Below are 11,431 nucleotides of genomic sequence, written 5' to 3'. Positions count from 1 at the left end.
GGGACGCATGACCGACAACGCAGCGGCCCCTCCCGTCCTCGCCCTCCGTGGGCTCCGCAAGCAGTTCGGGCAGAAGATCGCGGTCGACGACCTCTCCCTCGACGTGCCTGCCGGGTCCATGCTCGGACTCCTCGGCCCGAACGGTGCGGGCAAGACCACGACCCTCGCCATGACCACGGGCCTGCTGCGACCGGATGCCGGTGCCGCGTGGGTGCTCGGTGCGGACGTGTGGCAGAACCCCGCCGACGCGAAGGCGCGGATGGGTGTGCTGCCCGACGGCATCCGCATGCTCGACCGCCTCACCGGCGCCGAGCTGCTGCGCTACACCGGGCTGCTCCGCGGCATGCCCGAAGCCGAGGTCGTCTCGCGCAGTGACGAACTCCTGGCCGCGCTCGGCCTCACGGACGCCCGGGACCGGCTCGTCGTCGACTACTCGGCGGGCATGCGCAAGAAGATCGGCCTGGCCTGCGCACTGATCCATGCGCCCCGCCTGCTGATCCTCGACGAACCGCTGGAAGCCGTCGACCCGGTGTCCGGCGAGACGATCCGGCAGATCCTGCGGGCGTTCGTGGACGGCGGTGGCACCGTGGTGCTGTCGAGCCACGTGATGGAGCTCGTCGAGTCGATGTGCGACCGGGTCGCGATCGTCGCGGAGGGCCGCCTTCTCGCGCACGGAACTCTGGATGAGGTGCGCGCCGGACTGTCGCTGCAGCAGCGGTTCCTCGCCCTTGTGGGTGCACACGACCTGGGGACGGAGACGCTCGCATGGTTGCGCTCCTCGTAAGCCTGCGCTGGCGGCAGCTGCGCCATCAGCTGTCGCGGAATCCGTGGATGATCGTCACCCTGGTCATCACGGGGTTGATCGCCCTCGGCTTCCTCGCCGGCCTCGCCGCAGGATTGGTGGCGCTGCGGATCGCCGCTCCCGACGCCGCCGTCACGGTGATCGTCCTGGCGGGGGCGGTCATCGTCCTCGGCTGGTGGATCGGGTCGATCCTGGTCAGCGCCGACGACTCGCTCGCACCCGAACGATTCGCGCTGCTCCCCCTGACGGCACGCTCCCTGCTGCCGGGCTTCGTGGTGGCGGGGGCGACGACGGTGGGCGGCATCGGCACCACTGTCGCTCTGCTCCTCATGCTTCTCGGCTGGTCGGTGAGCCTGCCCGCGCTGCTGACCGCGCTCATCATGATCCCCGTCGCCGTCGCCACGTGCGTGCTGGGCGCCCGCGTGGTGAGCGGTGTGCTGGCCGGCTGGCTCGCCCGACGCAGCGCCCGCGACCTGGTCGTGATCGTCGGCGTGGTGCTCCTCTCCTCGTCCGGCGTCCTGCTCAATGTGGGGATCGGCGCGCTGGTCCGGGTGAACGACGTCGGCGGAGCGTTCACCACCATCGCCGACATCGCTGCCTGGACGCCGGTCGGTGCTGTCTTCGGGGTGTCCGGAGCCGTGGCTCAGGGCGACTTCCCGGCTGCGGCACTCCGCCTGGTCATCGCCCTCGCGACGGTCGCCCTGCTGTGGTTCGCGGCACAGGGACTGCTCGCTGCACGGCTGGTCGCCCCCATCCAGGACACCGGCGGCGGACGGGTGCGCTCGGTCGGGCTGCTGGATCGGGTGCTGCCGGCCAGTCCGGCCGGGGCGATCGCCGCCCGCACGCTGCGGTACTTCCGGCGCGATCCCCGGCAGATCGTCAACATCGTGATGCTCCTGCTGCTGCCCGCGATCTTCATCGGCCTGTCCCTGATGAACGGGCTGCAGGACGAGTCCATCGGATTCGGCCCCGCGATCACCCTCATCCCGACGATCAACGCCCTTCTCACCGGCACGGTCGTGCAGATGGCGATCGCCTACGACAACGACGCGGTCGCCGCGCACATCCTGAGCGGCGTCAGCGGCGCGGCCGACCGGGCAGGACGACTGCTCGGATTCGGGCTGATCTCGATTCCCGTGACGCTACTTCTGTGCGTGGCCACCTGCCTGATCGCGGGTCGGATGGACCTGCTCCCGGGCAGCATCGGATCCGCCCTCGGCCTGACGGCGATCTCGGCAGGCGCCGGGGCGTGGGTCGGCAGCTTCCTTCCCGGTCGTGCGCCCGCCCCCGAGGCGAACCCCCTCGGCCGCGGCTCGTCCGGTGGCGTGCAGTCGCTGCTGGCGATGATCATCATCGGACCGATCACGCTCGTGCTCGGGGCACCGGCGTTCGGTTTCGCGATCGCGGGCATCTGGACTCCCGCGTTCGGCTGGGTGAGTCTCGTCTGCGGCGTCGTGCTCGGCGCTGTGGCCCTCTGGGGCGGGACGATGCTGGGCGGCAGCATCCTGAACCGGCGCTGGCCGGAGGTGCTCGCCGAGGTGTCGAGCGAGAGTTGACCGGACGCGAGGGCGCGGGGGGTCAGGCGTCGATGTCGAGGACGAGCTCGACCACGTCATCGACGCCCAGGCCCTCGCGGTCTTGGAGCGCCTTCTTGATCGGCACGATGTAGCCGCCGTCCTTCGGCCAGAGAGCCGTCGTCACGGTCGTGGAGCCGATGGTGACGGACGCGGGGATCATCCCCCACCCGTACGTGACGATCGACGCGATGTCGTGGATCATCTCGCTCTCCGCAGCCGGGACGGAGACGAAGTGGAACGGCGCAGGTCCCCGCCAGTACCAGATGGGTCCCCCGATCCGCAGCTGCATGGCTCAGGCCCCGGCGGCGAGTTCCTTCGCCCGCGCGAGGGCCGCGTCGGCGGCATCCGCGAAGGTCCGGTCGAGATGCGCGTCCTGCAGCACGGCGACCGCGCGCTCGGTGGTTCCCTTGGGGCTCGTGACACGACGGCGCAGCTCGGCGGGGTCCTCCCCCGAGGCGTCGAGCAGGGCGGTCGCGCCGATGAAGGTCTGCTCCACCATCAGCCGGGCATCCGACTCGGCGAAGCCCATGCCGACGGCTGCCTTCGTGAATTCCTCGATCAGCAGGTACACGTACGCGGGCCCGGAGCCCGAGATCGTGGACAGTGCATCGATCTGCGACTCCGGAACCTCGACGACGGCACCGACGGTCTCGAACAGTCGACGGACGAGGGCGAGATCCTCGGGCGTGGCGGCGGAACCCGCGGCGAGCCCGGTGACGCCCTTGCGCACGGTCGACGGCGTGTTCGGCATCGAGCGGATGACGCGGGCGTCGGCACCGAGCACGTCGGCGAAGGTGTCGAGCGTGACGCCGGCGGCGACGCTCACCACGATCGCGTCGGGCGCGAGGTGCGGAGCGATCTCGCGGAGCAGGTCGGGAACCATCGCGGGCTTGACGCCGACGAGAACGATCCGTGCCTGGGCGGCGGCCTCGGCATTGCCGTCCGGCCGCTCGGCGAGCGCGACACTGGTCACCCCGTCGAGGCCGGTGAACGCCTCGGCCTTCTCCGCCGTGCGGTTCGTCGCGGTGATCCCGCCGTCGATCCGGATGCCGGAGGCGACCACTCCGCGAAGGATCGCACCGCCCATCGAGCCGGCACCCAGGAAAGCGAGAGAAGGAAGCGAATCAGCCATGTCGTCATCCTACGGCGGGCACTCCCGCAACCTCGCGCGGGCGGTTCTAGACTCGTCCCATGAGTGCATCCGGAGGCAACAAGGCCATCGTCGCGGCGTTCCTGGCGAACCTGGGCATCGCCCTCGCGAAGTTCCTCGCCTGGGCCCTCTCCGGCTCCGCCTCGATGCTCGCGGAGGCGATCCACTCCGTCGCCGACTCGGGCAACCAGCTGCTGCTCATGCTCGGCGGACGCAAAGCGCGACGCGAGGCCGACCGCGCCCACCCGTTCGGCTACGGCCGCGAGCGCTACGTGTACGCGTTCGTCGTCTCGATCATCCTCTTCTCGGTGGGCGGTCTCTTCGCGATCTACGAGGGTGTCGAGAAGCTGACCAACCCGCACGAGCTCGACAAGACGTGGTGGTGGCTGCCCCTGGTCGTGCTCGTCGTCGCGATCGGGCTGGAGTCGTTCTCGCTGCGCACGGCCGTCCGCGAGAGCAACCTCGTGCGGGAGAAGGGACAGTCGTGGGTGTCGTTCGTGCGCCGCTCGAAGGCGCCCGAACTGCCGGTCGTACTGCTCGAGGACGTGGGCGCGCTGACCGGTCTCACGTTCGCCCTGCTCGGCGTCGGCCTCACGCTGCTCACCGGGAACCCCGTGTTCGACGCACTCGGCACCGTGATGATCGGCGTGCTGCTGGTGCTGATCGCGATCGTGCTGGGCATCGAGACCAAGAGCCTCCTCGTCGGCGAGGGCGCGACCCAGGCCGACCACGATCGGATCGTGGACGCCATCAACGCGGGCGACGAGATCGAGAAGATCATCCACATGAAGACCCTCTACCTCGGCCCGGACGAGCTGATGGTCGCCGCGAAGATCGCCCTCAACGCCGACAAGCCGCTGCGTGAAGCCGCCGATGACATCAACGCGATCGAGGCCCGCATCCGCGAGGCCGTGCCGGTCGCTCGCATCGTGTACATCGAGCCGGACGTGTACCGCCCGGCGATCGACCCCGAGCCGTCGACCGACGTCTTCGTGCTGAAGTCGTCGGACTGAGGCCCGGGCTCCATGAATCGCGCGAAGCTGGTCCTGGCCGTCGGCGCCGCGGCCGCACTCACCGTCGGCCTCTCGGCCTGCTCGATGGACACCGTGATCTGGGGAGCCGACGGCGCCGCGGTGATCCAGTCCACCGAAGACCTGATCGATGCGGCGGCCTCCGGCGACGCCGACGTGTACGTCTGTGAGGGTCACGATCCGGAGCTGCGGGAACCGGCTGACTGGGAAGGCCTGTCGGCAGAGGAGCCGGAGCGCTTCGTCGCCGAGTACTGGCCGGACCAGGCCGTGCTGGATCCGGAGTGGAGCATCAACCTCTCGCTCCCCGAAGAGCGCGTGGCCGGAGGCGAAGAGTTCCCCGGCGACATCTTCTACCGCGAGGCGGATGACGGGCTCTGCCTCGTCGACGTCGCCTGGTCGACGGTCGAGGTCGAGGGCTGACGCTCTGCGGACCACCGAGTTCCGGGGCTCAGCGCCGCTGCTCGAAGAACGTCCGCAGCAGTGCCGTCGCCGCGTCCGCTTCGATGCCGCCGATCACCTCGGCCCGGTAGGGCAGCCGCCGGTCGCGCAGCACGTCGTACATCGAGCCCGCCGCCCCCGCCTTGTCATCCCAGGCGCCGAAGACCACCCGACCGACGCGGGCCTGAAGAATCGCACCGGCGCACATGATGCACGGCTCGAGGGTCACGACCAGCGTGTGCCCCTCGAGGTTCCAGGAGCCGACGGATGTCGCCGCCCGACGGAGCGCCTCGACCTCGGCGTGCCCGGTCGGATCGTTCGTGGCCTCGCGGGTGTTGCGGCCCTCGGCGATGATCCGTCCGGCGGGGTCCAGCACCACGGCGCCGACGGGGATCTCCGACGCCGCAGCAGCCTCGGCCGCGAGCTCGAGCGCCCGCCGCATCGCGAGGTCGTCGGCAGCGGTCATGCGTCGAGCCTACGACAGCCGCCGATCGTGGCCGGAGACAGCAGCCGACGGCCTCGATGTCGTCGTGGGAGGCGCGGCGCATTACCCTGTATCCATGCGCGTTCACGTGGCCGACCACCCTCTCATCACTCACAAGCTCTCGGTGCTGCGCGACGCGCGTACCCCCTCGCCGGTGTTCCGGCAGTTGACGGAAGAGCTCGTCACGCTGCTCGCGTACGAGGCGACCCGCAACGTGAAGGTGAGCCCGATCGAGATCACCACGCCGGTCACGACGACCACGGGGGTCAAGATCTCGGAGCCGCGCCCGATCGTTGTGCCGATCCTGCGCGCCGGCCTCGGCATGCTCGAGGGCCTCGTCAAGCTGCTTCCGACCGCCGAAGTCGGATTCCTCGGCATGGTCCGCGATGAGACGACATTCGAGCCCACGACGTACGCCGAGCGCCTCCCCGACGACCTGAGCGACCGGCAGTGCTTCGCGATCGACCCGATGCTCGCCACCGGCGGCTCGCTCGCCGCGGCGATCCAGTTCCTGTTCGACCGCGGCGCGAAGGACGTCACCGCGATCTGCCTGCTGGGCACGCCCGAGGGCGTCGCCGCGATCGAGGCCATGGCCGGCGACCGCGATGTGACCCTTGTGCTCGGCGCACTCGACGAGCGTCTCGACGAGAAGGGCTACATCGTTCCCGGGCTCGGCGACGCGGGCGATCGCCTCTACGGCACGGTCTGACCCGACGCTGTCCCTCGCGCGGTCATGGGCTGCGCGGCCATCGGCTGCGCGGTCATCGGCTGCGCGGTCATCGGCTGCGCGGTCATCGGCTGCGCGGTCATCGGCTGCGCGGTCATCGGCTGCGCGGTCATGGCCGCAGAGGCCGCCGGACCGCGCAGTGCTCAGTCCGCTGCTCCGACCAGACGTGCGAAGGCGCTGAGGCGAGCGACCCCCTCCGGCGTATACGGAAGATCGTCGAGCAGCGCCGGCGAATGGATCAGGTAGGCGACCGCCTGAGCCCGCGAGATCGCCACGTTCAGTCGATTCTGCAGCAGGAGGAACTCCGGGCCGCGAGGTGCGTCCCGCCCGCTGGAGGCCGCGAGCGACGTGATCGAGACGACCGCCTCCTTGCCTTGGAAGTTGTCTACCGTGCCGACCGGGACATCGTGGTAGCCCGCCTCCGCGAGGGCATCGAGCACCAGCTGACGCTGCGCGTTGTACGGCGTGACCACGATGATGTCGGCGGGCACCAGCGGTCTGGCCGACCGGGACGCGTCGTTGTCGGTGAAGGTGCGCCCGACCAGGTCGCGGACCAGCCGGACGACCTCGGCCGCCTCCTCGGGAGACTGCGTCGAGTTGCCACGGTGCCGCAGCGGGATCACGTGCAGGCCGGCGTCGATCCCCCCGACGGATCGCAGCTCGGTGCCGGGGGCTGATGCCAGCTGCCCGGCGTAGGCGAGCTTCGATACCGGGGCCGCGACGAACGGATGCATCCGCCAGGAGCGCGCCAGGAAATAGCCGTACTCCGGCCGCACGACCGGGTCGCCGTCCATCACCCACCCGAGCGCGGAGGCGTCGACCGGTTCGGGGTGGGCGCCCTGGCTCACCTGTGGAAGCTGCTGCGGATCTCCGAGCAGCAGGAGCCTCTTCGCGCCGGCAGCGACCGCGATGGTCGAGGCGAGCGAGAACTGACCGGCCTCGTCGATCACGAGCAGGTCGAGTCCGCCGCGGTCGACGCGCTGGGTGTTGCTGAAGTCCCAGGCCGTCCCGCCCACGACGGCACCCTCGTCCGCGTGCTCGGAGAGGAAGGTCGCCATCCCGGTCTTCGGGATCGTCGTGTAGGAGTGCTCCCCGTTCGGGTCTTTCGGGGCCTTGGCGACCTGAGCCGGTGCGACCCCGTCGGCCACGACCCGCTCGAGAAGCGTCTCGATGATCGCGTGGGATTGCGCGACGACGCCGACCTTGAAGCCGTGCTCGTTCACGAGTCGCGCGATGACCCGGGATCCCGTGTAGGTCTTCCCGGTTCCCGGAGGGCCCTGCACCGCGAGATAGCTGTCGTCGAGGTCGAGCACCCCGGACACGATCGCGTCGACCGTGTCGTCGCCCGCAGCGGGCAGCGGATTCCCCGACACGGTGCGCGGCGGAATCCGACGGAGGATGTCGGTCGCGGCATCGTGCGGGAACCCCGGAGCTGCGGCGTGCACCGCATCGGCCCACTCGTCGATCGCGCCCTGAAGAGACACGACACGCGGCGGCGCGGCTGGAGTGAGGGCGAGCGGCAGTTCGTCCCACGTCTGCCCCTGGACCGCCGATTCGGTGATGAGGTAACCGTCGTCGAGCACCTCCGCCACGGTGACGGTGTGCGGCACATGCACCGCGCGCGAGGGGACCTCGGTGTCGAACGGCGCCGGGACACCGTACAGCGCGAACGGCTGCGACCCGGCACCGAGAGTGGTGCCCGGTGAAACCTCGCCGCGGATCTCGACGTCGCGGGACATCACCCGGCGCCCCTCTCCGATGCTCCAGTCGCGACGGACCGTCGAGGAGGGACGGTCGACCCGCACCACGTCGCGCGTGCCGTCCCACATGGTCACCGGCTCGCGCAGTCGCTGGAAATGCGACACCCAGAAGCTCTTCGCCTCGCGCGGGAAGTAGTCGATCGCGGCGGCGGCGAGCCGATGCACGAGCCCATCGTCGCCCGCTTCGACGGCACGCTCCGCATCGGCGAGGAGCGCGACCGAGCGCGGCGACGGCTCGTAGATGACCTCGTCGGCCTCGTCCGGCGGCGCCGGGGTGACGCCCTCTTTGCGTGCGATGTCGATCAGCCAGTTGCGCAGGCGCCTGGTCGACACGCAGTCGTAGCGGTTGTAGTCGGCGAGGTCTGCCAGCACCGCCTCGGCGCCGGCCCGCTCCCCCGCCGCCGCGAGCTCTCGAGCCGCGACGTACTGCACGATCGAGTCGTCGCCCTTCTGCACGTCGCTGGTCCGCACGTCTTCGCCCATGTACAGCGGCTCGAGCTTCTTGATCGAGTACGAACGCGAACCGACGCGCACCGTCCGCAGTACGAGCGGATACAGGTCGACGAACACACCCTCGCGCAGCAGCCGATCCACCTCGCCCTCGCGCACACCATGCCGTGCCGCCATCGCCACGAGGTGGGAGGTCTCATAGGGCGCGTAGTGGTAGATGTGCATGCCGGGGTGGGCGACCCGGCGCGCATTCACGAAGTCGAGGAACGTCTCGAGCGCCCGCTTCTCGTCGGCGAAGGTGTGCGCCCAGAGGGCCGAGTACTGGTCGGCGTTGTCGACCCAGCCGAAGAGGTAGTCGATGCCCCAGTGCCCTTCCCCGTCGGCGGCGGGCTCGGTGTAGAGCGGGTCACCTTCGAAGTCGAAGAAGATGTCGCCGTGACTGGGAAGCGGGAGGGTGTGGATCGCCGGGGCGTAGTGCACGTCGTAGGTGGGCCGCCCCTCGGCATCGGCGAGCAGCTGCAGCCGCGCCTGGGCACGAAGCGTCTCGAACGTGTCGATGTTCATGCCGACCGGCGCCGCGGAAGCCTCGGCCAGGGCATCGATCGTCTCGATGCCGGATGCCCGCAGCCGGGCGCGCTGCACGGGGCGCATCCGCGCGACCATCAGGAGATCCCGATGCGCGAGCACCTGCTCCTCGCAGGTCGCGCAGCGCCCGCAGGCCACGACTTGCAGATCGCCCCGATCGTCGCCCCAGGCGAGCGGCTCGCCGGTAGCACCGTCGGCGATACGACGGTCGGCGATGAGTGCCCGCAGCCGGGCCCGCCGCACCTGGAACAACGGAAGGAGGTCATCCACCTGATGGGTGCTGAGCGTGCCGTCGCCGAGGATGAGGTCGACCTCGTCGGACCGCGGGATGCCGAGCCGGTCGAGCTGGTCGACGTATGCCGCGAGCTGCATGAGGGCGGTGACGCGAGCTTTGCGCGCCAGCTTGGAGTCCTGGACGCGCCACCGGCCGTCGTCGTCCTTGCGGAGGAAGTCGGCGAAACCGACGAACTCGTCGGTGGCGAAGGCCGCCTGGAACACCACGAGCGCGTCGGAGCGCAGCGCCCTGACCGTCTCGTCGATCGCGGCCGCCAGCGCCTCGGCATCGACCGACGACACCTTCTCGATGCGGTGCACGCGCGCATCACCGAGGTCGTGGATGTACCGGGCCAGCACATTCTGCTCGTGCACGTCGCCGAGTTCTGCGGCACGCTTCAGGGTCGCGTCTTCCGGCTCCTCGACGGCGGGCACCCGCCCCAGCTTCGCGTCGATGGCCCGACACCACGCGAACTCGCATTCGGCGGCCGCCTTGAGGTCGCTCGCGCTCCAGATGACGCGCTGCGCCTGAGTGTCGATCCGCACGATGCTCCCGTTCTGTCGGATGCTTCGACACTATCCGCGACATCAGACACGACGCGAAGCGGAGCACTCCCGCAGAGGCGAGCGGGCGGTCAGCGCCACCAGCTGTCGTCCGGGGTCACCGGGAGGTGTCGCTTGTGCTGCGTGGCGAGGTATCGCGCCTCGATGCGACCGGCGACCTCGGGGTCGACCGAACGCCCCTCGAGGAAGTCGTCGATCTGCTCGTAGGTGAGACCGAGTTCGTCCTCGTCGGCTCGACCGGGCTGGCCGTCGAGCAGGTCGGCGGTCGGCACCTTGAACGCGAGCCGATCCGGGGCGTCGAGGAACTGCAGAAGCGAGCGTCCCTGGCGCTTGGTGAGGCCGGACAGCGGGAGGATGTCGGCCGCGCCGTCGCCGAACTTCGTGTAGAAGCCCGTCACCGCCTCGGCGGCGTGGTCCGTGCCGATCACGAGAAGCCCGTCGTGGCCTGCGAGCGCGTACTGCGTGACCATGCGGACCCGCGCCTTGATGTTGCCGCGGTTGAAGTCGCTGATGTCGCTCGTGACCGCGAACTCGATGTCCTCCTCGACACCGTCGACGCCGTTCTGGATGTTGACCTCGACGGAGGCGTCCGGGGCGATGAAGGCGAGCGCGGCCTGAGCATCGTCGGCATCGTGCTGCACGCGGTACGGCAGACGCACGGCGAGGAACTTCGCCTCGCCGCCCTCGGCCCGCACCCGCTCGACGGCGAGCTGGGCCAGGCGACCGGCCAGCGTCGAGTCCTGCCCGCCGGAGATGCCGAGCACGTAGCCCTTCGCTCCGGTCGTGCGCAGGTAGTCGGCGAGGAAACCGATGCGACGCTCGGTCTCGGCTTCGGGGTCGATCTCGGCCCTGACGCCGAGGTCCTCAGAGATCTGCTGCTGCAACGACATGTGATCCTCCGCTCGTTTCCTGGACCCAGTATCTCCCTTCCGTGTTACGTCAGGGTGACGCCGCGGCGCTCGCATGCTCCTGTCAGTCTCGACCTGAGAGAATGTGGCAGTGAAACTTCTCGTCGCCGCGCTCGCATCCGAACTGTCCGCTTTCCCGGAGGAGCTCGACGGCTTCGACCGACTCGTGACCGGCCCCGGCAAGCTTCAGGCGACGTACGCCCTCACGCGTGCTCTCGACGCCAAGGTCTATGACGAGGTCGTGGTCGTCGGCACCGCGGGCGCGATCGATCCCGATCTCGAGGCGACCGTCCACGAGGTCGGCACCGCGTTCCAGCACGACGTCACCGACCTCGACGGCGTCGCCGGTCAGCATGTCTCGCTGCCGGCGCGCGTCACCACCGGGCGCGACGGCGTCCTGATCGCCACCGGTGACCACTTCGTCGAGGACGCCGAAGTCACCGCCGTGATCCGCCCATCGGGAGCGGCGCTGGTCGACATGGAGACCTACGCCTACATCTGGGTCGCAGGCCAGTTCGGCGTGCCCATCCGCGTGTTCCGCGCCGTGTCCGACCAGGCCGAAGACGGCGCGTTGACCGACTGGCGCGAGGCCGTCGCCCGTTGCAGCGTGCAGCTGCGCGATTTCATCCGCGCCGAGTACGGCGTCTGAGACCGCGGACGCCTTCGGCTCCGCCTCGGCTCA

12 protein-coding genes are annotated in these 11,431 nt (G+C 69.9%); 6 read left to right on the top strand and 6 right to left on the bottom strand.

The annotated features are described in order from the left end of the window. The first annotated feature begins 7 nt into the window (after positions 1-7). Positions 8-784 carry an ABC transporter ATP-binding protein gene (locus AC6CHX_RS11535; RefSeq protein ID WP_136042973.1) on the top strand — a complete coding sequence of 259 codons (777 nt, stop codon included), beginning with the start codon at positions 8-10 and terminating at the stop codon, positions 782-784. Continuing rightward, complete coding sequence (locus tag AC6CHX_RS11530; protein ID WP_498272935.1) at positions 766-2,358, top strand: hypothetical protein; 1,593 nt, start codon at positions 766-768, stop codon at positions 2,356-2,358. The genes AC6CHX_RS11535 and AC6CHX_RS11530 overlap by 19 nt, the downstream gene beginning before the upstream one ends. A 22-nt stretch (positions 2,359-2,380) precedes the next feature. On the opposite strand, the gene AC6CHX_RS11525 is transcribed toward AC6CHX_RS11530, so the two are convergent. Continuing rightward, the gene (locus AC6CHX_RS11525; protein ID WP_498272934.1) at positions 2,381-2,668 is read right to left on the bottom strand and encodes a DUF1905 domain-containing protein; all 288 of its coding nucleotides are present in this window, start codon (positions 2,666-2,668) and stop codon (positions 2,381-2,383) included. A gap of 3 nt (positions 2,669-2,671) precedes the next feature. Then, the gene (proC, locus tag AC6CHX_RS11520; protein ID WP_498272933.1) at positions 2,672-3,511 is read right to left on the bottom strand and encodes a pyrroline-5-carboxylate reductase; all 840 of its coding nucleotides are present in this window, start codon (positions 3,509-3,511) and stop codon (positions 2,672-2,674) included. 59 nt (positions 3,512-3,570) lie between these two features. Here proC and AC6CHX_RS11515 point away from each other — a divergent pair, with 59 nt between their 5' ends. Continuing rightward, positions 3,571-4,542, top strand: coding sequence for a cation diffusion facilitator family transporter (locus AC6CHX_RS11515; RefSeq protein ID WP_498272932.1), 972 nt, complete (start codon positions 3,571-3,573; stop codon positions 4,540-4,542). Between the two features lie 12 nt (positions 4,543-4,554). Then, positions 4,555-4,980: a hypothetical protein gene (locus AC6CHX_RS11510; protein WP_498272931.1), complete on the top strand. Its 426-nt coding sequence runs from the start codon at positions 4,555-4,557 to the stop codon at positions 4,978-4,980. A 28-nt stretch (positions 4,981-5,008) separates the two neighbouring features. Here AC6CHX_RS11510 and tadA read toward each other — a convergent pair whose 3' ends face one another. Next, positions 5,009-5,464 carry a tRNA adenosine(34) deaminase TadA gene (gene tadA, locus AC6CHX_RS11505; RefSeq protein WP_498272930.1) on the bottom strand — a complete coding sequence of 152 codons (456 nt, stop codon included), beginning with the start codon at positions 5,462-5,464 and terminating at the stop codon, positions 5,009-5,011. A 94-nt stretch (positions 5,465-5,558) separates the two neighbouring features. Between tadA and upp the strand changes: the two genes are divergently transcribed. Then, the gene (upp, locus tag AC6CHX_RS11500) at positions 5,559-6,191 is read left to right on the top strand and encodes a uracil phosphoribosyltransferase (protein ID WP_021198071.1); all 633 of its coding nucleotides are present in this window, start codon (positions 5,559-5,561) and stop codon (positions 6,189-6,191) included. Here the strand turns inward: upp and AC6CHX_RS11495 are convergent. The 3 genes from AC6CHX_RS11495 to nadE all read right to left on the bottom strand — a co-directional run bounded on the left by AC6CHX_RS11495 (position 6,176) and on the right by nadE (position 10,731). Further along, positions 6,176-6,322, bottom strand: coding sequence for a hypothetical protein (locus tag AC6CHX_RS11495; protein ID WP_498272929.1), 147 nt, complete (start codon positions 6,320-6,322; stop codon positions 6,176-6,178). The genes upp and AC6CHX_RS11495 overlap by 16 nt on opposite strands. A 30-nt stretch (positions 6,323-6,352) precedes the next feature. Beyond that, positions 6,353-9,823 (bottom strand): TM0106 family RecB-like putative nuclease, encoded by a 3,471-nt coding sequence (locus tag AC6CHX_RS11490; RefSeq protein ID WP_498272928.1) that lies wholly within the window; start codon positions 9,821-9,823, stop codon positions 6,353-6,355. Between the two features lie 89 nt (positions 9,824-9,912). Continuing rightward, entirely contained in the window at positions 9,913-10,731 is an 819-nt protein-coding gene (gene nadE / locus AC6CHX_RS11485; protein WP_136042985.1) for an NAD(+) synthase, read from the bottom strand. 109 nt (positions 10,732-10,840) lie between these two features. Here nadE and AC6CHX_RS11480 point away from each other — a divergent pair, with 109 nt between their 5' ends. Then, positions 10,841-11,398: a phosphorylase family protein gene (locus AC6CHX_RS11480; RefSeq protein ID WP_498272927.1), complete on the top strand. Its 558-nt coding sequence runs from the start codon at positions 10,841-10,843 to the stop codon at positions 11,396-11,398. Positions 11,399-11,431: the final 33 nt, after the last annotated feature.

The organism is Microbacterium sp. GQ128 (assembly GCF_059758615.1).
This window is presented reverse-complemented; position numbering and strand designations above follow the sequence as displayed.

What these genes read in the sequence shown, in the direction of transcription:
- AC6CHX_RS11535 (WP_136042973.1), top strand. Translation starts at nt 8, where the DNA reads ATGACCGACAACGCAGCGGCCCCTCCCGTCCTCGCCCTCCGTGGGCTC.
- AC6CHX_RS11530 (WP_498272935.1), top strand. Translation starts at nt 766, where the DNA reads ATGGTTGCGCTCCTCGTAAGCCTGCGCTGGCGGCAGCTGCGCCATCAG.
- AC6CHX_RS11525 (WP_498272934.1), bottom strand. Translation starts at nt 2,668, where the DNA reads ATGCAGCTGCGGATCGGGGGACCCATCTGGTACTGGCGGGGACCTGCG.
- proC (WP_498272933.1), bottom strand. Translation starts at nt 3,511, where the DNA reads ATGGCTGATTCGCTTCCTTCTCTCGCTTTCCTGGGTGCCGGCTCGATG.
- AC6CHX_RS11515 (WP_498272932.1), top strand. Translation starts at nt 3,571, where the DNA reads ATGAGTGCATCCGGAGGCAACAAGGCCATCGTCGCGGCGTTCCTGGCG.
- AC6CHX_RS11510 (WP_498272931.1), top strand. Translation starts at nt 4,555, where the DNA reads ATGAATCGCGCGAAGCTGGTCCTGGCCGTCGGCGCCGCGGCCGCACTC.
- tadA (WP_498272930.1), bottom strand. Translation starts at nt 5,464, where the DNA reads ATGACCGCTGCCGACGACCTCGCGATGCGGCGGGCGCTCGAGCTCGCG.
- upp (WP_021198071.1), top strand. Translation starts at nt 5,559, where the DNA reads ATGCGCGTTCACGTGGCCGACCACCCTCTCATCACTCACAAGCTCTCG.
- AC6CHX_RS11495 (WP_498272929.1), bottom strand. Translation starts at nt 6,322, where the DNA reads ATGACCGCGCAGCCGATGACCGCGCAGCCGATGACCGCGCAGCCGATG.
- nadE (WP_136042985.1), bottom strand. Translation starts at nt 10,731, where the DNA reads ATGTCGTTGCAGCAGCAGATCTCTGAGGACCTCGGCGTCAGGGCCGAG.